Source organism: Pseudoalteromonas sp. APC 3691, from assembly GCF_030408135.1.
Lineage (GTDB): Bacteria > Pseudomonadota > Gammaproteobacteria > Enterobacterales > Alteromonadaceae > Pseudoalteromonas.
The window spans coordinates 28,492-48,948 of record NZ_JASDCB010000030.1; the positions used below are offsets into that span (position 1 = coordinate 28,492).

General features: G+C 39.2%; 26 protein-coding genes and 1 pseudogene. 8 read left to right on the top strand and 19 right to left on the bottom strand.

What is annotated here, in order from left to right; translation table 11 throughout:
• Positions 1-16: 16 nt before the first annotated feature.
• The 6 genes from QL998_RS11290 to QL998_RS11315 all read left to right on the top strand — a co-directional run bounded on the left by QL998_RS11290 (position 17) and on the right by QL998_RS11315 (position 8,377).
• Positions 17-1,363 carry an efflux RND transporter periplasmic adaptor subunit gene (locus QL998_RS11290; protein ID WP_024603825.1) on the top strand — a complete coding sequence of 449 codons (1,347 nt, stop codon included), beginning with the start codon at positions 17-19 and terminating at the stop codon, positions 1,361-1,363.
• A gap of 12 nt (positions 1,364-1,375) precedes the next feature.
• Positions 1,376-4,576, top strand: a complete 3,201-nt coding sequence (locus tag QL998_RS11295) for a CusA/CzcA family heavy metal efflux RND transporter (protein ID WP_290192700.1) — start codon at positions 1,376-1,378, stop codon at positions 4,574-4,576.
• A 199-nt stretch (positions 4,577-4,775) separates the two neighbouring features.
• Positions 4,776-6,389, top strand: coding sequence for a phosphoethanolamine--lipid A transferase (locus tag QL998_RS11300; RefSeq protein ID WP_016899515.1), 1,614 nt, complete (start codon positions 4,776-4,778; stop codon positions 6,387-6,389).
• Positions 6,390-7,292 carry a cation diffusion facilitator family transporter gene (locus QL998_RS11305; protein ID WP_016899514.1) on the top strand — a complete coding sequence of 301 codons (903 nt, stop codon included), beginning with the start codon at positions 6,390-6,392 and terminating at the stop codon, positions 7,290-7,292. It begins immediately after the preceding gene.
• On the top strand, positions 7,279-8,010 hold the full coding sequence (locus QL998_RS11310) for a phosphatase PAP2 family protein (RefSeq protein ID WP_002962876.1): 732 nt from the start codon (positions 7,279-7,281) through the stop codon (positions 8,008-8,010). Before QL998_RS11305 ends, QL998_RS11310 begins: the two co-directional genes overlap by 14 nt.
• On the top strand, positions 8,000-8,377 hold the full coding sequence (locus tag QL998_RS11315; protein ID WP_008467350.1) for a diacylglycerol kinase: 378 nt from the start codon (positions 8,000-8,002) through the stop codon (positions 8,375-8,377). The genes QL998_RS11310 and QL998_RS11315 overlap by 11 nt, the downstream gene beginning before the upstream one ends.
• Before the next feature lie 173 nt (positions 8,378-8,550).
• Here the strand turns inward: QL998_RS11315 and QL998_RS11320 are convergent.
• The 14 genes and pseudogenes from QL998_RS11320 to QL998_RS11385 form a co-directional block, all read right to left on the bottom strand.
• A pseudogene (locus tag QL998_RS11320) lies at positions 8,551-10,061 on the bottom strand (IS66 family transposase).
• Positions 10,058-10,492, bottom strand: a complete 435-nt coding sequence (gene tnpB / locus QL998_RS11325) for an IS66 family insertion sequence element accessory protein TnpB (protein ID WP_024596287.1) — start codon at positions 10,490-10,492, stop codon at positions 10,058-10,060. Before tnpB ends, QL998_RS11320 begins: the two are co-directional and overlap by 4 nt.
• Positions 10,489-10,788, bottom strand: a complete 300-nt coding sequence (locus tag QL998_RS11330) for a hypothetical protein (protein WP_002963294.1) — start codon at positions 10,786-10,788, stop codon at positions 10,489-10,491. The genes tnpB and QL998_RS11330 overlap by 4 nt, the downstream gene beginning before the upstream one ends.
• A 185-nt stretch (positions 10,789-10,973) precedes the next feature.
• Positions 10,974-11,246 carry a hypothetical protein gene (locus tag QL998_RS11335; protein WP_290192701.1) on the bottom strand — a complete coding sequence of 91 codons (273 nt, stop codon included), beginning with the start codon at positions 11,244-11,246 and terminating at the stop codon, positions 10,974-10,976.
• A gap of 25 nt (positions 11,247-11,271) precedes the next feature.
• Positions 11,272-11,505: a hypothetical protein gene (locus tag QL998_RS11340; RefSeq protein WP_290192702.1), complete on the bottom strand. Its 234-nt coding sequence runs from the start codon at positions 11,503-11,505 to the stop codon at positions 11,272-11,274.
• Between the two features lie 39 nt (positions 11,506-11,544).
• Positions 11,545-11,787: a hypothetical protein gene (locus QL998_RS11345; protein ID WP_024604267.1), complete on the bottom strand. Its 243-nt coding sequence runs from the start codon at positions 11,785-11,787 to the stop codon at positions 11,545-11,547.
• 83 nt (positions 11,788-11,870) lie between these two features.
• The gene (locus QL998_RS11350) at positions 11,871-12,068 is read right to left on the bottom strand and encodes a hypothetical protein (RefSeq protein WP_024604266.1); all 198 of its coding nucleotides are present in this window, start codon (positions 12,066-12,068) and stop codon (positions 11,871-11,873) included.
• A gap of 33 nt (positions 12,069-12,101) precedes the next feature.
• Positions 12,102-12,275: a hypothetical protein gene (locus QL998_RS11355; protein ID WP_158000934.1), complete on the bottom strand. Its 174-nt coding sequence runs from the start codon at positions 12,273-12,275 to the stop codon at positions 12,102-12,104.
• Positions 12,276-12,401: 126 nt separating this feature from the next.
• Positions 12,402-12,671, bottom strand: coding sequence for a helix-turn-helix domain-containing protein (locus QL998_RS11360; protein WP_024604264.1), 270 nt, complete (start codon positions 12,669-12,671; stop codon positions 12,402-12,404).
• A 29-nt stretch (positions 12,672-12,700) separates the two neighbouring features.
• Entirely contained in the window at positions 12,701-13,441 is a 741-nt protein-coding gene (locus tag QL998_RS11365) for an Abi family protein (protein ID WP_182721269.1), read from the bottom strand.
• A gap of 277 nt (positions 13,442-13,718) precedes the next feature.
• On the bottom strand, positions 13,719-13,871 hold the full coding sequence (locus QL998_RS11370; RefSeq protein WP_182721270.1) for a hypothetical protein: 153 nt from the start codon (positions 13,869-13,871) through the stop codon (positions 13,719-13,721).
• Between the two features lie 23 nt (positions 13,872-13,894).
• Complete coding sequence (locus QL998_RS11375; RefSeq protein ID WP_290192703.1) at positions 13,895-14,206, bottom strand: helix-turn-helix transcriptional regulator; 312 nt, start codon at positions 14,204-14,206, stop codon at positions 13,895-13,897.
• Positions 14,207-14,278: 72 nt separating this feature from the next.
• Positions 14,279-14,611, bottom strand: coding sequence for a type II toxin-antitoxin system RelE/ParE family toxin (locus QL998_RS11380; RefSeq protein WP_182721272.1), 333 nt, complete (start codon positions 14,609-14,611; stop codon positions 14,279-14,281).
• A gap of 25 nt (positions 14,612-14,636) precedes the next feature.
• Positions 14,637-15,416, bottom strand: coding sequence for a tyrosine-type recombinase/integrase (locus QL998_RS11385; RefSeq protein ID WP_182721273.1), 780 nt, complete (start codon positions 15,414-15,416; stop codon positions 14,637-14,639).
• A gap of 252 nt (positions 15,417-15,668) precedes the next feature.
• Here QL998_RS11385 and QL998_RS11390 point away from each other — a divergent pair, with 252 nt between their 5' ends.
• The gene (locus tag QL998_RS11390) at positions 15,669-16,064 is read left to right on the top strand and encodes an MbcA/ParS/Xre antitoxin family protein (protein ID WP_225305783.1); all 396 of its coding nucleotides are present in this window, start codon (positions 15,669-15,671) and stop codon (positions 16,062-16,064) included.
• Positions 16,064-16,537 (top strand): RES family NAD+ phosphorylase, encoded by a 474-nt coding sequence (locus tag QL998_RS11395; protein WP_024589336.1) that lies wholly within the window; start codon positions 16,064-16,066, stop codon positions 16,535-16,537. The genes QL998_RS11390 and QL998_RS11395 overlap by 1 nt, the downstream gene beginning before the upstream one ends.
• Before the next feature lie 397 nt (positions 16,538-16,934).
• On the opposite strand, the gene QL998_RS11400 is transcribed toward QL998_RS11395, so the two are convergent.
• From QL998_RS11400 to QL998_RS11420, 5 genes are all read right to left on the bottom strand, one after another.
• A complete protein-coding gene (locus QL998_RS11400; protein WP_290192704.1) occupies positions 16,935-17,489 on the bottom strand; it encodes a hypothetical protein in 555 nt (184 codons plus the stop codon).
• A 31-nt stretch (positions 17,490-17,520) separates the two neighbouring features.
• Positions 17,521-18,834 carry a Y-family DNA polymerase gene (locus QL998_RS11405; RefSeq protein ID WP_356948110.1) on the bottom strand — a complete coding sequence of 438 codons (1,314 nt, stop codon included), beginning with the start codon at positions 18,832-18,834 and terminating at the stop codon, positions 17,521-17,523.
• Positions 18,798-19,229, bottom strand: a complete 432-nt coding sequence (locus QL998_RS11410) for a S24 family peptidase (RefSeq protein WP_290192705.1) — start codon at positions 19,227-19,229, stop codon at positions 18,798-18,800. Before QL998_RS11410 ends, QL998_RS11405 begins: the two co-directional genes overlap by 37 nt.
• A 119-nt stretch (positions 19,230-19,348) precedes the next feature.
• Positions 19,349-19,849, bottom strand: a complete 501-nt coding sequence (locus QL998_RS11415; protein ID WP_290192706.1) for a hypothetical protein — start codon at positions 19,847-19,849, stop codon at positions 19,349-19,351.
• Positions 19,850-19,877: 28 nt separating this feature from the next.
• Complete coding sequence (locus tag QL998_RS11420) at positions 19,878-20,144, bottom strand: hypothetical protein (protein WP_290192707.1); 267 nt, start codon at positions 20,142-20,144, stop codon at positions 19,878-19,880.
• Positions 20,145-20,457 lie beyond the last annotated feature (313 nt).

Sequence of the window (20,457 nt, forward strand, 5' to 3'; positions counted from 1 at the left end):
GAATTTGGAATTAAAAATGAAAAATAAAATAACTGATAAAACATCTCATAAAATAGTGAAAAAAATAAAACTCATTACCCTAAGTAGTTTATTTACTGGCTTAGCTGTCGTGTCAACTACGGCATTATCATATAACGATGCCGCTCTAGAAAAAACGCCAGCAGTAGAGCAATCCATCGTATTAAAAACTGACCATGATCATGACTCTGAAAGTGAAGAAGTGCATGACGAAAGTGGTCATGAACATGGTAGTGATGAAAGCAAAGACGACCATGCTGCGGAGGAGAAATCTGATGACGGTCATGACCATGGTAGTGAAACAGCGAGTAAAGAAACAGCTGAAGAAGAACATGAAGAAGGCATAAGTTTTAGTCCAGAAAAAATGGCACTCGCCAATATCAAAGTGACTAACTTAAAGCCGGCAATTTTTGCTAAAAGTATCTATGCACCAGGAGAAATAAAAGCGAACGGTTATACCAGTTACATTGTCTCTTCACGTACTGAATCGGTAGTGATCAGTCGTCATGCTATTTTAGGTGAACATGTGACTAAGGGTCAGTCTTTAGTTACCTTATTTAGTGAATCAATGGCCGAAGCACAAGCACAATATCGTGTTGCTTACAGTGAGTGGCAACGAGCTAAAAAATTGGGCCTTGGCACCGTCAGTGAAAGCCGCCTATTAGCCAGTGAAACAGATTACATTTCAGCTTATGGTCGATTAACTGCCTTTGGTTTAACCAAAGCAGCCATTAAAGATATTGTAAAAAACAACTCATCAAATCTTGGTGAATATACCTTAGTCGCTCAGCGCTCTGGTGTGGTTTTAAGTGATGATTTCTCTCAAGGACAACGTGTGCCTGCCGGTGAAAAAATCATGGTATTGGCTGATGAAAAAGACTTATGGGTTGAAGCGCGTGTTTCGCCAAATAAAAAATTAAGTCTTCCTATTGGCACCATTGCAAAAGTTGAGTTTGCCGGGCAAGTGCATGTTGCCAAGGTCATTCAAGAAGCACATACCATTGATCCAAGTACGCGTACCCGAATCGTTAGACTGTCGGTTGAAAATACTGATGACAGTTTGCATTCAGGCATGTTTGTTAATGTAAATTTTCAGTTTGATACGCAAAGCCCTGTAATAGCAGTACCAGAAACAGCATTAATGCGTGGTGCCGATGGTGATTGGACGGTATTTGTTGAAGACCATCCTGGTGAATTTAAAGCCGTTGAAGTTGAATTAGGTCAGCCATTAGGCAATTACCGTCAAATTATCGGTATTGAGCCTAATACCCGTTTGGTAACAAAAGGTGCCTTTTTTGTTGCGTCAGAAATAGCAAAAGGCGGATTTGATCCGCACGGCCACTAGGGGAATAAGATTATGTTTAATAAAATAATTGATTGGTCGATCAATAATCGACTCTTAGTAATTATCGCCCTAATTGCTACTATGGCAGGCTCTGTTATGGTGATCCCAAAACTAAATTTAGATGCTTTTCCTGATGTAACCAATGTTCAGGTAGCGGTTAATACTGAAGCACCGGGCTTAGCCGCTGAAGAAGTAGAGCAGTTAATAACCTATCCCATTGAAGCAGTAATGTATGCGTTGCCTGATGTAGAGCAAGTACGCTCTATTTCAAAAACGGGTTTATCGGGTGTTACTGTTGTCTTTAAAGAAGGCACAGACATCTACTTTGCTCGCCAGTTAGTATTTGAGCGTTTACAAGCGGCAAAAGAGTTAATTCCGCAAGGCGTGGGCACACCAGCAATGGGACCTAACACCTCAGGTTTGGGTCAAGTTTTTCAGTATTTGTTAATTGCAGATAAAGATTCTGGTTATGATTCTATGACCTTAAGGAGCTTGAACGATTGGATAGTAAAGTTATTGGTTATGCCGGTAGATGGTGTTACCGACGTCTTATCTTTTGGCGGCAACGTCAGACAGTATCAAGTCAACATTGAGCCAAGTAAATTATTATCATATGAGTTAACGCAAGACGATATTGTTACTGCACTCGATAACAACAATGCCAATGTTGGCGGTTGGTACATGAACCGTGGACAAGAGCAATTAGTTATTCGTGGCACAGGTTGGTTTAATAGTGGCGAAGCAGGTTTAGCTGATATTAGACAAGTACCGGTTAAAACGGTTGATGGTACTGTGGTGACTATCGAAGATGTAGCCAAGGTTTCGCTGGGTAGTGAAATACGCCAAGGCGCAGTTACTATGACGCGCAGAGATGCACAGGGTAACATTGAAAACTTAGGTGAAGTGGTTTCAGGTATCGTATTGAAACGTATGGGCGCAAATACTAAAGTGACAATCGACGGTATAAGTGCACGTATTCCAATGATCAACCAAGCACTACCTGAAGGCGTACGTTTTGAACCTTTCTACGATCAGGCAGATTTAATTACTAAAGCAGTTGATACTGTAGTGCAAGCATTAGCGCTGGCATTTATATTTATCGCTATCGTACTTGCTCTGTTTTTAATGAACTTACGCGCAACCTTTTTAGTGTTAATTTCAATTCCTATTTCAATCGCTATCGCCTTAATGGTGATGTCTTGGATAGGTTTATCGGCAAACTTAATGTCGTTAGGTGGTATCGCTGTTGCTATTGGTATGTTGGTTGATGGCTCTGTTGTGATGGTTGAAAACATGTTCAAACACCTTAATAGACCTGATTCAACACATTACAAAAATGCGCAAGCGAGAACGTTAGGCACAGATGCTGATCCCCACGATGTAGAACATGATAAAGAAGGCATTCCTCTACGATTAAAAGAAGCAGGAAAAGAAGTTGCACGCCCGGTATTTTTTGCTGCCTCTATTATTTTAGTGGTATTTACACCGTTATTTAGCTTTGAAGGAGTGGAAGCTAAATTGTTCCAGCCGATGGCTATCAGTATTATTTTAGCGGTTATTTCGGCTATTTTTGTGGCACTGTTTGTGGTTCCAGCCTTAGCAACCTTTATGTTTAATAAAGGCGTTAAAGAAAGAGAAAGTTTTGTCTTAAAACCATTAGATAAGCTTTATCGAAAAGGCCTCAAAGCCGCGATGAAACACACGAAAGTAGTTATTATTGCTTCATTATTGTTACTTGTGGGTGCAGCATCTTTAATACCTCAAATAGGGACTGAATTTGTACCAGAATTAGAAGAGGGTACCATTAACCTAAGAGCAACATTAGCGCCATCAGCAAGTTTAGAAACAGCCTTGTCGGTTGCTCCAATTCTTGAAGAAAAGTTAATGGAGTTCCCCGAAGTTGAATATACCCTAAGTCGAATTGGACGTGCTGAAATCGGCGGTGATCCTGAACCAGTTAATAACATCGAAATTTACATTGGCTTAAAACCTGTTTCAGAATGGACAAGTGCCAAAAATCGCGTTGAATTACAAGGTTTAATGGAAGAGAAACTTGAGCAATTCCCAGGGTTATTACTTAACTTTTCACAGCCCATAGCGACTCGTGTAGATGAATTACTGTCAGGAGTTAAAGCGCAACTTGCCATTAAATTGTTTGGACCAGAATTAGATATGTTGGCGAGCAAAGGTCAAGAAATTGAAGCGGCAATCAAACAAATTGATGGCGCAAGAGATGTAGCCTTAGAGCAAATCGCTGGTGAAGCACAGTTAGTGATTAAACCGAAAAGACAGCAATTGTCACGTTTTGGTTTTTCAGTTGGCGATGTCATGGAAGTGGTTAAAAACGGTATCGGTGGCGTTAGCGCTGGCCAAATAATCAATGGCAATGAACGTTATGATATTTATGTTCGCATTGAAGAAAAATACCGTGATAACCAAGAAGCTATTGCAGATCTGAGAATACAATCACCTACGGGTGCTTGGGTACGTTTAGGCGATATTGCTACCGTCAGTTTTGAATCTGGCCCACCACAAGTGCGACGTGATGATGTACAGCGACGCGTGGTAATTCAAGCCAATGTTCAAGGTCGAGACATGGGAAGTGTTGTTAGCGACATTCGTGCAGTTATTGATAGCAAAGTAGATTTACCTGCAGGTTATTCTGTAGTGATTGGTGGTCAATTTGAAAACCAACAACGTGCGCAGCAGCGACTATCAGTGGTAGTGCCTCTATCATTGGCACTAATTGCCTTGCTACTTTATTTCGCCTTTGGCTCTGTTGGTCAAGCGATGCTTATTTTAGTGAATGTACCCTTGGCCGTTATAGGTGGTATTTTCTCACTGTATATTTCAGGTCAATACTTGTCAGTGCCAAGTTCAGTCGGCTTTATCACTTTGTTTGGTGTCGCCGTGCTTAATGGTGTAGTCATGGTAGAAAGCATTAACCAGCTGGTAAAAGATGGTATAGACACCTCAAAAGCTGTTTTTGATGGGGCAGTATCTCGTTTACGTCCAGTATTAATGACCGCCATTACTTCTGCGTTAGGTTTAATTCCAATGCTGATGTCCAATGGAGTTGGCGCTGAAATTCAACGACCACTGGCGAGTGTTATTGTTGGCGGTTTGGTTACTGCAACGTTACTCACCTTGTTTGTGTTACCGGTTTTATATGCTTGGTTCTCAAAAGCCAAAATCAAAGATCTTAGAGACTAACGCGCTAGATAACTTAGTGACTTACTCATTAACTTACAAATTAATAAAGTAAGTAACTAATTTGATAGCACTATAAATCGCTACTAGCTAAGCTCTTGTCAAAAGCAGGGCTTAGCCAGTCATTTTCACTCGATGCAGAGATTCAATAGTAGGCTTTTATTAGCTTCGAATTTTTGCATCCTAAATTTAGGGAATAATGATGAAAAAGCTGTCGTTTTTCAATTATTCGCCAAACCTCCTTATTATCGCCACCGTGCTATTTATTATAGTGACGGGCAATTCTACATTTTTTGAACAAGTTAATTCGGTATACCCGTGGCAAGATAATCAAGGTTTTATTATCGCGCTGACTCTTGTGGTAATGAGTGTATTAACCATTATTGTGTCATTTTTCAGTATTATCATTCCCGTTCGAATAGTACTGAGCAGTCTTTTACTCTTATCTGCCATGGCTGGTTATTATACCGATAGCTTTGGCACCATCATTGATAATGTAATGATTCAAAACATTGCTGAAACGAATATCGATGAAGCAACTGACTTACTGTCATTTGAGTATTTTTTAACTGTTTTGTTGTTAGCCATAGTACCTATAGCTTGCCTTTTTATGGTCAAAATAGATAAATCGTCATGGACAAAAAACTGTTGGCTACAAATAAGTAATACCATCATGGCACTTGGTGTAATTACTGTTTCACTTTATATTTTTAGTGCTCAATTCACTAATTTCTTTAGAGAACACAAGCCATTAAGATTTTACTTAAATCCTATCTATCCCATTTACTCTACGGGATTTTTCCTCAAGGACGTGCTTGAACAGCAAGAAAATAACGAATTTTTAATGGTAGTAAACTCTGCCAATGATATTGATAAAGAGTCGCATAAAAAACTCTACATTGTCATTGTCGGTGAAACTGTCCATGCGGGTAATCTTTCTATAAATGGCTATAAACGAGAAACTACACCATTATTAGCTCAAAGAGATGATTTAATTAGTTTTGATAAATTCTATGCTTGTGGCACATCAACCGCGATTTCGGTCCCTTGTATGTTTTCATTCGATAACCGAGAGTCATTTGATAATAAAAAAGCACGGCGAACACAAAACGTATTAGATGTTATTTCCAAAGCCGGGGTAAGTGTCCTTTGGCGAGACAATAACTCTAGTTCAAAAGGCGTCGCAGATCGTGTCGAATACCAAAATTTCAAATCACCTGAGCTAAATTCAGTGTGCGATATAGAGTGTCGTGACATTGGTATGTTAGACGGTTTACAGGGGTATATTGATGATCAAGAAGGTAGTGTACTCATAGTGCTTCATCAAATGGGCAACCACGGCCCGGCATATTACAAACGATACCCCAAAGACTTTGAGAAGTTCACTCCTGCCTGTCAAACAAGCGAACTCTCCGCCTGTGAAACTAGCGAAATTGTTAATGCGTATGATAATGCCATTCTCTATACCGATTACTTTATCAATGAAACCATTAATTTATTAGAAGAGAACAATACCAACTTTGAAACTGCCATGTTTTATATTGGCGATCATGGTGAATCGTTAGGTAAGAACGGACTCTACTTACATGGTATGCCTTACATGCTGGCGCCTGAAGAACAGACTCATGTACCTTTAATTGCTTGGTTCGGCTCTTCATCACACGTTGATATGGAAAGTACGGTCAAACAAAGTAAAAAAGAAAGTTCTCACGATGCTTTTTCTTTTTCTTTACTACATGCGTTAAATATCAGCACAGATATGTCATTGCCTGAAAAAGCGCCATCACCACTATTTGTTATGCAAGAGGAAGAGTAAATGTCAAATAATAACCATACGCACAGCCATGCACATAACCATGACGGAAAATTAAGCATGGCAGTATTTATCAATATTTTACTTACTGTGGCCCAAGTTATCGGCGGGGTTTTATCAGGTAGTTTATCCTTGATTGCTGATGCGCTTCATAACCTCAGTGATGCAGGCGCTATCGTTATTGCGATTGTTGCGAGAAAAATTGCAAGAAAACCCGCTAATAGCCAAATGACTTTTGGTTTTAAACGGGCTGAAATTATCGGGGCATTAATCAACACTACTACCCTTATTATTCTTGGTATATATCTCATTTATGCCGCAGTTGAGAAGTACTTTAACCCTCAACCTATTGATGGTTGGATTGTTGTTTGGATTGCGACAATAGCCTTAGCGATTGATTCCATAACCGCGTGGTTGACTTATCAAGCAGGCGCGAAGAATAACTTGAATCTCAGAGCGGCATTTATTCATAATTTATCTGATGCCTTTGCTTCTGTCGTTGTCATTGTTGCGGGTAGTTTGATCATTTTATATCAATGGTATGTTGTCGATTTATTGGCAACCATACTTATCTCGGTTTATGTGGTGTACCACGGTATTATTTTAGCTAAGCAAAGTATTCGTATTTTAATGCAAGCGGTCCCCGTTGATATCGATATCGATAAGATTTGTAAGGATATCGAATCAATGGAGAATGTTGAAAAAGTAAGACACATTCATGTGTGGCAATTAGATGATAGCGAAGTGTATTTAGAAACCAGTGTTAACTTAAAAACGATGGAACAATTCCAAGATCTTAAGCCAATTAAAGATTTGCTCGCAGCTCAATACGGTATTCACCACTCGACCATAGAAGTGGTAGTAGGGAACACCTTGCAAATGGAGAATTGTTTTGAACTTGAGTAAACACCTGCTTTATTCAATGTATGCATTAACGCTTATTGCTTTTTTATTTGAAACAACAAATAGCGATATTTGGCTTCAAAATTTGTTATTCAATGCATCCAACCAAACGTGGTTAATTGATAAATATGAAGAGCCTTATCGTTTTATTTTTTACTTGTTGCCTAAATACAGCATTATTTTGTTGGCACTGTCGCTCATTGCTTTTTACGTTATCGCTTGTAGACGCAAGTACTCTAAGCACTTTCAAAAGCGATTATTAGTGGTTATTTTCTCTTTGATGTTAGTGCCGTCAGTCATCGGCGGTTTAAAAGCAACAACCAATGGTGCTTGTCCTGCGCAGCTTGAACTATATGGCGGCGATGTCCCTTATGTTAAGGCGTTTGAATTAATGCCTGAATCGTTTGAGTCAACTAAAAAGTACAAGTGCTTTCCTGCGGGTCATGCCAGCGGTGGTTTTGCCTTAATGTCATTATTCTTTTTGTTTTATCGTCCGAAATACCAATGTATTGCGATAGCGTTTGCTGTTTCTACTGGCTGGATTATGGGGAGTTATAAGATGGCGATAGGTGACCATTTTTTAAGTCACACACTAACAACGATGACGTTGTCATGGTTAATCATTTGTTTGATAGCCGCGGTAGTGTTTCGTACCTTACACTTTCCTAATTCCAAACCTAATGCTAAGAATAGCCAACAGGAGCCAATCAATGGGTACTAAGCAAAAGCCGACGGGAATAAAACGAATATACCTAGCAGCGGGGCATTCACTCAGAGCGTTTAAATGGCTGATAGCAAATGAAGCAGCGTTTAAACAAGAATTCTGGCTGTCAGTTCTTCTCGTTGTGGGCTGTTTATTCTTTCCATTTTCACTTTTTGAGTACGTGTTTCTTTGGTGCGCTTTATTATTCGTATTGTTGGCAGAAATCTTCAATACCGCTATTGAGGCAGTAGTCGATAGAATTGGCGCGGAAATTCATCCGCTGTCAGGTTTAGCGAAAGACTTAGGCTCTTTGGCTGTGATGGTGAGCGTTATCATCGCAACTTTAATATGGGCTGGTGTATTTATTCAGCACTTGAGCTTATGAAGTGTAAATGTTATTAGAATGTATAATAATTCAAAAATATATTTAATCTAATACTCTATGTTAGACAATTAAGAATATTTTCAGCCATGTCCGCTATAGATCAAAAAATACAAACATTTTTAGCCAAAACACTCAAATAGTAACTTCTGCTGTAAGCGTATAGCTAACGACACCTAGCCTTGCTTAATATTCCAAGGTAGCAGTGGCTCAAGGTTACTTGGCTGCTCTGCAATATGTTGCAAGCACATTGAGATGTAGTCATGCACTACAAGATCATTTGCCTTTGCGGTTTCAACAAGACTATAGAGTATGGCGCTGGCATGCGCGCCATTACTGGTATTTGAGAACAGCCATAAAACCGCCCTATTACGAACGGTTTTATGGCTCGCTCTGCTCGGTTATTATCAATACTGAGCCTGCCATCATCGAGGTAACGCCTGAATTTCTCAAACTGGTTTATCGCATAGGTAATTGCTTTCCCTAGCGCCATTTGGGGAGGGATTTTATCTTTGTGTTTGAGTAACCATTGATACAATTCATCAACGATTGGTTTGGCTTTTTGCTGCCTAACGGTGAATTTTTCACTGACCGATTTACCTTTGATGGCTTGCTCAATACCATAGAGTTTGCGAATAAGGTTAAGTGCTACATCCGCTTTAACGGTTTTTTTATTATTGCCTTTGGCCTCGATGAACTTACGGCGTATATGAGCTAAGCACGCAACCAGTGTTGCCTTCGTTTGCTCGTATGCTTTGTAGCCGTCAACGTGCATGTAGCCTTGATAACCGTCAAGAAAACCAACTACACAGTGGGCCGCGCGACTATTATGATAATCAAACAGGACAATATTAGTGTCTTTACCCGGCTTATCATCGCCACAACAGTACAGCCACATATAGCTGGTCGCTTTCTCTGCGTTAATAACGTTTAACGAGGTTTCATCGCCATGAATAACTGCTTGAGATAACAAGATTTCTTTTAAACGCTGATAGAGCGGTGACAACAATTCAGCACAGCGTAACATCCAGCTCGACATGGTTTGCCTGCTCAACTCAATACCGATATCAGAAAATAACGTTTCTTGGCGATAAAGCGGCAAGCCAAACTGGTATTTACACATGATTATTTGGCTCAGTAAACTGGGCGTGGCGATACTTTTTGGAATAGGTGTTGCGGGCATTTTTGCCGTTTTCACTACACTTTCAATCCCTTCACGCTCACAGTGACGGCACGTATATTTAGGGCGAATAGTTTTGACAACCTTGATATGCGCTGGCACAAATTCGAGTGTTTCACTGCTGCTTTCACCCATTTTGTGAAGTGGGCTTTGACAGCAATCACACACTTTTTCATCCTCATCAAGGTCAACAACCACCTCGACTCGTGGTAACTGTGCTGGCAGTGGCCGGCGTTTCGGTTTGGCTTTTTCTTTCTTTACTAAGGGCGATGTGGCCAATAGCGCTTTATCATGTTCATCAAGAATGTTTTCTGCTTCATTGAAGCGCTCTCCAGCACCGGGCATCTTTTCAGATTTCTTCGCATACTCTTTGGCAAGCTTCGCGTTATAAGCTTGCAGTAATTCGTGAATTTGCGCATCTTTTTCAGCAACGACCTAGAACAACTCAAGCACCATGCGCTTGAGTTGTTCTAGGTCGTCAGGAAGTAAGTGTGCATCAATTTTCATGTTCGCAATTTAACAGAATTTGACGTTGTTTTCTTGTTTGACGCAAAGATAAAGCAGGCGGTGTGGCAACGATCATTTACTGTCAATATGATCGATTGATACTGCAATTCTTCATGACCAAGCACATCATATCCCGACAACAACCAATCCAATTGCCCAGGACTGAGTTCAAATTCTTGCAAACTGACTTTACTTGGCCATTTGAACTTTTGTTTTTCTAAACGCTTGTACCACAAAGCAAACCCCGTTTTATCCCAGTAAACCAGCTTGAGTTTATCTTTCGATTTATTGCAGAACAAAAATAATGCGCCAGTGTAAGCGTCACGTTCAAGCTCGCTTTCAACGAGTGCGACCAGACCATCAATGGACTTTCGAAAATCCACGGCGTCACGATGCAAGTAAATACGCGCGGGTTCAACAAACATTTTCATAAGGCAAGCTCACGCAACAATTGACTCAAATAAGCGACAGGCATTGTGGGTGGGAAGCTAATTTTCACGCTGCCGATAGTAAGCATGATCGGCAGTTGCTGTTCAGTGGGGGCGACGTGTTTAGTGACTTTTGCTTGAACAAAACGACTGGATTCAGTATTAAGCTTACTTCGTGCCGCATAAAAGCTTGTTTTAGATAAGGCATGTTGCTGGCAAAACTCAGTAATAGTTAAATCGCTGGCTTGTTGTTCTTCGATAATGTTACGCCACTGCTCAAGGCTACGTGTTTTTCTCATGGCTATCTCCTAATTGAAATTAAGAAATAGCTTAATCGGTTTGACGAATTACTGGCAGGTGCACTTTGCTAGACGATTACCTACGATCCAGTCCTCTTCTGGACAACTGCATTCATCACTCTGTCTTGACTCAATGAACTCATAGCAATGACTCATTTGTGCAAACGAACCATCCATATAAACCCTTAATCCAATTTCACTAACTTGTATTCAGTTTTACCTGCTCTGATAGTGCATTCGTCCTCACTACCTTGTAATTCCAGATCGAAATTGATTGGACAAATGGCTGCTACAATATAGTGCTCGCCGACAACAAACTTATCATCGTTTATGCAGCTACCTTCTTTGCGACCAAGCCACTCGACCTTATCACCAATAGCAACCTTGCCATGTAGAGCTATGACATTGCCGTTAATACCACAGACTACTGAACCATATTTTCGGCTTTCTACCACCATTACGCTCTCCTCATTCCAATATTAGTTAATCGTCTTCGTCCATAAGCTCCATAGACTGAAAAGACAGTGAAATAGCACTAAGCACAGTATCTAACTTTTCTGACACCTCTTGACCAGCTTGTAATGCCAAACTTATTTTCCAGTCATCTTCATTTTTAGAAATTGATGATTTAGCACCAACTGTAATACTGCCCTGTTGCTTACCTACTGTGTAAACAAACGTTGCTTTAGCTTCAAAGAACTTAATGTTACTTGCCATAATTTTCTAATTCCTCGTTATTCCTGTATTCCAATTAAACTATTTGTTCTTTTTATTCCATACGTTCAGAGCGTTTTTGAGGTACTGAATTGGCTCAGGCATAGGATGTGTTTTCCCTGGCTTGGTTTTGCGTTCATGTTTCGCATGTTCACGCTCAATCTTGCTCCAATCCTTCGGGTAAAGCTCTTGAAACTTATTAATGAAGTCATCAAATAAATATCCTTCGTTTAACTCACCAACCACATTTTCGATTTTTTCATCTTTCTTCGTTATTACAGCCATTATTTTTCCCTTTAAGCCAGTTGAACATTTTACTTTTGTGAGTAGCACTTAATTAAACGCCACTGGCAAAAGCTGATTTCCAATTAGTAGATTTGCTGCAACTCGATAACAGTTTCTTTGGCGGCCATCATTACCGAATACGCTGTTTGCTGATATTCATTATCCAGTTCGCCACCCAAACCTTCGCACCATGTTTGATACTCTTCTTCAGCTACATCTTCATTAAAGCCGTTGGCTAAAAACTCAGACTTCCAGTGTTCGTACAACCATTCAAGCGCCATAGCTATTTTTCCAATATACTGCTGGGGTTTTTCTTATTCGCCATCCGGATCTACTTCCAGCTCGATGGCTTCAAATGCTTCTTCGCGAAAATCGGTATCATTTAAGCCCCATTTATAAGCCAACTCTTTTACCATCTCTGGCAGGTCATCAAATATATTTTCGGCCTGCTCTTTTGACGGAGCGATGTGGACTACATTAACGATCACATCATGTAACCCTGACCAGCTTTGTTCATCTTTAAACAGATCTTCTTTAGTAAAACGTGACGTTCAATTCAGCCTTTGTTTATTTGGGTTATATAGATTTTAAAAATTATTCCAAGATTTCTTAACTTATGGATATGATAGCACGTCTCTAACGTGCCTTAAGTTGTTTTTTAGCCAAGTTTTATTCAGCATTCCCCAATCTGCAACCGAGTACGAACCGCCTTTGTTTTCAAGCGCTATAGAAAGCTCTGGAATTGCCGCTAATGTGTCTTGAGCCGTTCGCCTTGGCATTCCAGTAGCTTCTATAATTGCTGGCACAGTGTTAACACCTGTGCTAATCAACCAAGTCACGTAAGCTCGCCTATATAAGCTAGTTTTTGTTTTACTATGCGTCATTTAATAACTCTGTAAAATTATTTTTAATGCTAATCATTTTGAGTCTCCGGTGATAACAATATATTCTCAAATTTTTTTAAGTTAGCAATATCACATTCCGCTAGAAATCTATCCTCAAACCCTAGCGCGGTTATTAACTGATACTTACTAGAGGACAAATACCTAATTACTTCTAAATGCTCCTTATATTTTTTGATAATGTTATTTATTGCCTGCTCCCTATTTCTAGTAGAACGTCCTTTCCAAGCTGGCTCGTGGTGGAACAATCTATTTCTAAATTTATTTAAAGTACCAAAATTTTGAAAAATGGTATTCAAGGAAACCTTACTTGCTTTGGCGTTGGGAAAGCATTGATTAAATTTGAACTGCCATAAATTATGATCTTTATCTCTTGAATTATTATAGTCTCTCGATAACATATGAACCCAGAACCCAAATGGTAGCCGCGACACTAAATCATTTGTCGTGTATTTAGCTCCCACCTCATCCAAGCACTGCTGCTCTGCTTGGGTCACTTGATTTTTTGATTGGTCACTAATTGCCTTTGTTTTGAACCATTCTGGATCTTCAAACTGCTCTGACGCAGACTGATGTATTGAATTTCTTAATGTAACTTCAAGTAGTTGAACTACTGTGAAAAAATGACTCATAATACTCTGCATTGACATATAAACAGCTATTAATTCATGGTCAGATTTACAGGAGAATACTTGACGATATGTTTCAAGCTTTTCCGTAGATAGACCCTTTTTTATTTCTGCAAGATCCAAATTATTTGCCCTTATTAAATTTATTAGGTATTATTACAACAACTGAGGCATTGCCTCTTGTTGTGATAGCCCTGTCCTCTTACGCTCTATGAGTATTGACAACAGGTAGCGAGTTTAAGAGCCATCCCAATTGGGGTGGCTCACTTGTTTCTGACGAACAATAAATTCTGAAACACACCTTATTGCCCTGTTACTTTTATTCTTGAATAGACATTATTAATAGCCTCTGATATTTGCAACACATTCCAATATTTTGTTTATCCAACTAGTTACCGCTTTACTCATAGAGTGATGGTAAATGCACTATGTCAAAATTTTTATGCTCACCACACTTAGGGCAAGACTCAGGTATATTTGCTTCTTCGGTATAACTCTTATCAAAACCGCATACCATACAAGATGCAGCCCAAACAGGCTCTTTGTCATCCATTATTTATCCTTAAAATTCTTCAACTAGTGTGCTTTAACAGCTTCAACAGCCATTGTTAACTGGTCATCTGCAAAGGACGGTTTAAAGCGAAAACCAATTCGAAACAAACAAGTCATTAATTTATCAATGCTGAATTTATCAATTCGGCCATTTACCAAATCGCTTACGCGAGGTTGAGTTAGCCCTAATTTAACCCCTGCATCGGCCTGTGACCAGTTTTTAGCATTGATAATGTCACGAATAACAATCATCAGATCTGAGCGCGTCTGTAGTTCAGAGGCTTCTGCTTTATCTTCTGTGATTGCATCAAAGATATTTGAGTATTCAAGAGTCATCTTAATAACCTTATTGTTTAACTTATAATCACTATATATCAGCATTGATATATATACAAGTGGTGATATGTGTCACTTAATTTCTTTTTCCATTAATTTGTATCGTTTCTTCGCAGTGTCCATTGCCTGCCTATCTACTCCGTTAGTGGTTTTGGTAAATGAGTGCAAAATAAAAACAGTGTCAGCAAATTTAGCAACATAAATCGTTCTGTATGCTGGTCTGCCGTTTTCTATTAGTTCAACCGCGCCAATACCTACACTTTCCTTTAAGTGCTTAAACTTGCTAAATGGCTCTTTGTTTTGACAGATTGCGTTTAAATCATTTGCAAAGCGCTTTTGAATTTTATCAGGCAACGCTAGAAACTCTTTTTTTGATTGATTGTTTATAAACTTAAACTTTTTCAACTGGCTAATGTCCTTCTAATATCATTTATTCTTTTATTCCTAGTGGCGGCACTGACTTATACAAGTTATTCAGTGCATCAGTTAATCGCTGTGGATCAGGGATGATGTATGTATCAGTCATATCATCACTAACATGGCCTATAGCCATTTGTATAACGTCATAATCGACACCAGCATCAGATAGTAGGCTGGCGGTACTTTTACGCCCTGAGTGGCTTGAGCCTTGTTTAAAGCCGCAACTCTTAAACAGGTTTCTAACGTAGTTCTCCATGCTTGAGCAAACTAGCGTTTCTTTTTGCCCGTCTTGAGTTTGATACTTTTTGACGTTAAAAGACAAAGTTACCCAGCGCTTTCCGCTTCTAGCTAAAAATAAAGGGCTATCTCCATTTAAGCCACCATAACTACCATCTACAGATAGCATAGCTTTATCTCTAATGCGTCTATCCCGCCAAGCTAAAACGGCTTGCCTTTGTTGCTTTAAAACCAGAGCGCAATCACGGCTTTGATTCGTTTTGGTGTAATCAGCTCTCATTCTAAAAATAGATTTTAGCTCGCCTGATTTAGTAAAAACATCTTTAACTAGCAACTGGCAAGTTTCACCAATGCGCGTTAGTGAGCCGAACAAGAACCAAATTAACGCTACGTTTCTCTCTGCGGTTTCACCACGATTAGCATTAGCAAGTATGTGTTTTAGCTGCGCTTTACTTTCGATTTTCCCTGCGCCTTTTCTGCCTGCTTCAAGTCGCTTTACTGCTTCTGATATTGGCCTACGTCTAACAGGCTTATGACCTTTCTCAAATGGCATATAATTTCCAAACAACACCCAATTCCAATATGGTATATTAAATAATCACCAAAAACTATAAGCATTGTTTTTATTGGTCATATTGGAATAGTGGTTTAAAGTAATATTCTTATCTATCACCTAGGCATATATAAATTTTCACATTGCCAAAGCAGACACTTGTCACTACAATTAAAGACAAATGTCTTAAGTGGTAAATTTATAATGAGCGAGCTACAACAAAAGAGCACACGGCCAGACTTTCTCAATGTCGTGACGCTTGGCAAATTAAATACGCACTCAAACCCAATGGCTGAAATAGCCACAGCACAAATCGGGATCACAACAGCCGGTTTACGTGCATTTTCTACGTTAATGCATTGGGAAATGGGTGTTATAGCCAAAGCATTGGGAACGACTGAACGCACTTTATTACGCAACAAAGAAAAACCCTTAAATAAACAGATCAGTGAGAATGCGCTTGAAGTCGCAAGGCTATCAAGCTTTGGTGCGGCATATTTCGGTAATATCGACAACTGGAATACGTGGCTAGACACGCCGAACGTCCAATTTGATAACCAACCACCGCGTTCAATGATGAACAGCATCCGTGGCCGCGAATTGATACGCAGAGTTATTAACGGGCTACAGTATGGATTCACTGCTTAATGATTGTGTACCGTATCGGCCCCAAACAATATAACAATGTCAGCAACTGCCTTTCTGGATTAGGCGGCATGGTCGCAGAAGGCCGGTGGCATTATGCAGGTGCCCCTATCGTTTATACCGCCTCAACGCGGTCGCTTGGTATGCTTGAACGCTTAGTTAATGATTCACAAGAAATACTAAAAGAAAACTTGAGTGTCGTTCTTATTCAAATACCAGATACGTTAAAGGTACTAAGGTTAGTGGAGGGTGAGCTTCCTACCGGTTGGAACGCGTACCCTTATGCTGCAGATACTCAGTCACTTGGAAGTGACTTTTTAATGAATGGAGACTCTGCAGTGCTTCAAGTACCATCAAGCCTATGCCCGCAAGAATATAATTTTATTATCAACCCGCAACATCCTGATGCACGTAAAATAAAATGCATTGATTGTTCTGACTTTGTTTATCCAAATAGACTAGCTAATAAGCTGTAGTAAAACTTATTATTTATAAGAAGCACTTATTTATGTACCCATTGAATTATTTGGTACTATTACATCCAAATTTATTAACAGAGTATTATTTATGGAAACCAGCGAAGAGAAGATTACATGCCCCGGCTGTCGAGAAGATTTTTTGCTAACAGAATATAATCCAAACGGTGTTGGTGGAGAGAGAGAACGCTACTCATGCCCCTATCCTGGTTGCAATTTTTCAGCTAAGCAATATACGCCTGGCAGTTTTTCCACTTCTATAGACACGGAAGGGACAAATTAAATGCGACCTAGATTAGTACCTACTGATGGCATTGGATGGATTTTTAGAATTAGATAGAATGGTTCTGGCGCAGCCTGCGAAGACAAAATAAGCGCCAAAACCAAAAACGATATTTTAATCTTTTATGCATTGCTCCTCAATAAAGTCCAAATTATCTTCTACATTTATTACAAAATATTCATTTGTACGAGGCCTATAAAAACCATCAAAATCTATTTTCCCTGCATTATAGATTTGAACAATGTCTTTATGTAACTCTGAGTGAGACCATGTTCCACCATAAATTTCCATAAAGATGTCTACATGATTCCCCGGAAAACTTAATAGCTTTAAGGCTCTTCTTGGTTGAGTTTTAAAAACAATAGGCTCAAGGTTAGGTATATTGCTACACCCAAAGTTCGCGTATCTATTTGCCTCAGCGTGATTGTTACTAAGCCACAATGTACCCTTAACTGGCAATCCTGGTTTATGCGCTCCACCATGGTATAAGTTTGAAGCTTGTTGACCTTGGTACATTGAAAGCTTTGAAAAATGCTCATATAACATTTCATTGATAGGTGTAGGTTCTGCCATAGATTGAGTTGCTTCTTGATAGTTAATTTTGTTTTCAACTTCTACAGCATTAGCTGCTGGTTTATCGAATAACTTACTAATGAAATTGAGTAGCATCGGTTTTCTCCTGTTAATTGGCCACGTACTATCACTTAGCAAGTGCAACCGGTAATTCTTTTAAGTTTGTTGTGTAGCTCTTTGGCGCTAAACCATCTTTTGGCTTCCACTCCTGCTTAAAGCCCTGCACGCCAAATCTGATAACATTGTTGCCAAATTTACTGTTTATTTCATCACTTACGGTAGTCTTTTTATTGACGTTTGAAATACCTGAATCATTAAACAGATTGAGTTGCTGGTGGTCATTCTTTGACAATAACTGGTTGAAGATCACACCAACTTTTTTGAATAAATAACCTTCCTGGTATATCTGACTTAAGCTAAACATTGCGTATTTGATCAACACATCACAGTCAGTACAATGGAACGGCAAGTTTACTTGTATACTCTTACTCAGTTGTGGCTGAGAAGACCTAAAAACATCCGTCGAAACAAATATTGTCATGCTGTTGGTGAATAATTCAAACCGTCTTAATTTCATTGATCCTGTTGAAACGTGTGAAGAAAGTGCGCTTTTAAGCTCATTTAAATCAGAAACAAGCTTACCCATGCTTTTAGAAACACAAATACTATCGCGACCTTCTTTTAGGTCCTTAAGCTCCACTGCATTCACACCATTGAGTTCTTGTATAGTCCGAGATAAAACAACACCGAATTTACGTTTTGCTTCTACTACGTTTAAATTCTTTAATTCTAATCCCGACGTTATTCCCAGTGAAGAGAGCTTTTCGGCTGTTTTAGAACCTACCCCCCAAACATCTCTGGTCTTAACTCTTTGCAGTACCCAATCAACTTTAAGGGGTGTATCGAGCACAGCAACCCCATTTGTTTTAGCTTTCCATTCGTTAAGTTTCGCAGCATGAGAAGCTAACTTGGCAAGTGTTTTCGTATGAGCGACACCAACACCAATGCCCAGGTTCTTAGCCAACGTATTTTTAATATGTAATGCGTATGATTTAGGGTTTGGAGCCATGGTTGAATCAATACGACCAAAGCTTTCATCAATTGAGTAGCGGTGGCAGTCAAACATTAGTTCTTCTAGTTCTGTGTGAAACCGGTTGCTCATATCACCAAATAAAGTGAAATTACTGCCCCACACATGGCCATTACTGCTTTGAATCAATTCTTTTATTCTAAAGTGGGGCTCGCCCATTTTTATGCCTAGCGCTTTCATAGGCTGATTTCGCGCTATAACATTGCCTTGGTTTGAACTTAACACACCAAGCGGAGTGGAATTAATGTCATATTGAGGGTTGAATAGCTGAATAAATGAAACATATGCAGCGTTAATATCACAGAGGACCCACATTAAAAAATACTGAGAGCGCTGGTCACAACGCCCCATATAACATTTTCATCCCAATTATTCTCATCATCAAATTCGACCACGATTGGATCGTACTCTGTGTTCGAACTTACAAATAGTGCCCTGTTGTTTTCGGGCTCTAACTTTAAACGCTTAACAACAAACTCATTATCAAGTGTTGCAAGCACTATTCGACCGGTAGTGGCTTTTAAAGATTTATCAACGACGATAATTGCGCCGTCTTGAATGTCGGGGATCATGCTATCCCCAGCTACCTTGAACAAAAATGAACTATTTGGCCGCGCCATCAGCAATGTATCCAAGCTAATTGGTTTGGATAAACAATCTTCTGCAGGATTTGGAAAGCCTGCTGCTGCTTTAAACTCGGAGAGAGAAAATAAGCTATTCGATTTCATAACTGGAATTGGTTGCATACAAATACCACTGTTTTAATATACAGCTATTCTATGATTCAATTGTATGAGAAGCAAATTTTGGTTCGTTTATTTTGTTATCGAATGTTTAGTGCAACGTGGCCCATCTATCTCTGGAGCTAATTCCAACTATTAATATTTTCCTGTATTAAATTATCTTCATTATTCCGGTAGCTATAAATAACCGGAGCATTAAGGATCGCGCTGGTAGCACAGCTTTTAACTGCCTGAGACGAAAATTGAGATTTGTATCCACTTAAAACGTTGACTACCGCAGAGTCATCTTTGAAACTGACTGTAAAGTTAGGGCAGTTTAGGTAGTGCATCTCGCGTGGGCAATCTAGCATGGCTTTTTCATCATACCTTGATGTACCTTTCGATGTTACGTAGTAGCTACGCGCACCAGTATTATAATTTCTACATTCTATAGAAAAATAAGCCGTGTTTTTTTCTACACTAATAGGAGTTAAATCCCTTAGCCTTTGCTTGATTTGTCCGTCCACACTAAACGTCAAGGTAGGTATATCTGTAGTAGGGACATAATATACAAAAGCACCAAGCCCAACTAAAGAAGCTATGCAAAATGCAGCCCCGTATTTATATAGCTTGTCTTTCAACATATTTCCTTCTTTCCCGTATAAATTGGCTTTATTTACCTTCATAATTTTGAGTTAATGCGAATATTTGTGCTGCTATAAAGGATATAAATATAACTGCACACCCTAATCCTGCTGATACAAAAAGAACGCTATAATCAATGTTTATAACCTGCAAAACGTCAATGAGTAATGGTATGCACTGGTTAACCAGCCAAGCAGAAGCGATCAACGAAAGTAGCGCTAATAAGTAATACTTACGGAAATGATCTAAAGGCCTATCGATAAGCCATAGGTCTAGTGATTTTCGGTGTTCCATCTTTGAGCTCCATATTATTCATAGGCTCATTATTTCAAATTAAATCTGGGAATTGAAAAATTACAGTGCACTAAAATAACACCTCTGATATCTTCCTACCTGAAAGGCTAGAAGCAATCCAACATAACTCCCTTCAAAGAAGTCTTATAATAATTACTAATAAAATCTCACTTAAAGCTAATGGCTCACGGCAAGATCATTATAAATTGAACTTATAGAGCAAGTAGTGATCAGATCAAGGCATAATAATTACTTGGTCGCATAAATATGAGCACTACTTTTCTGAAACATTTTAATTCAATTACAGATCCTC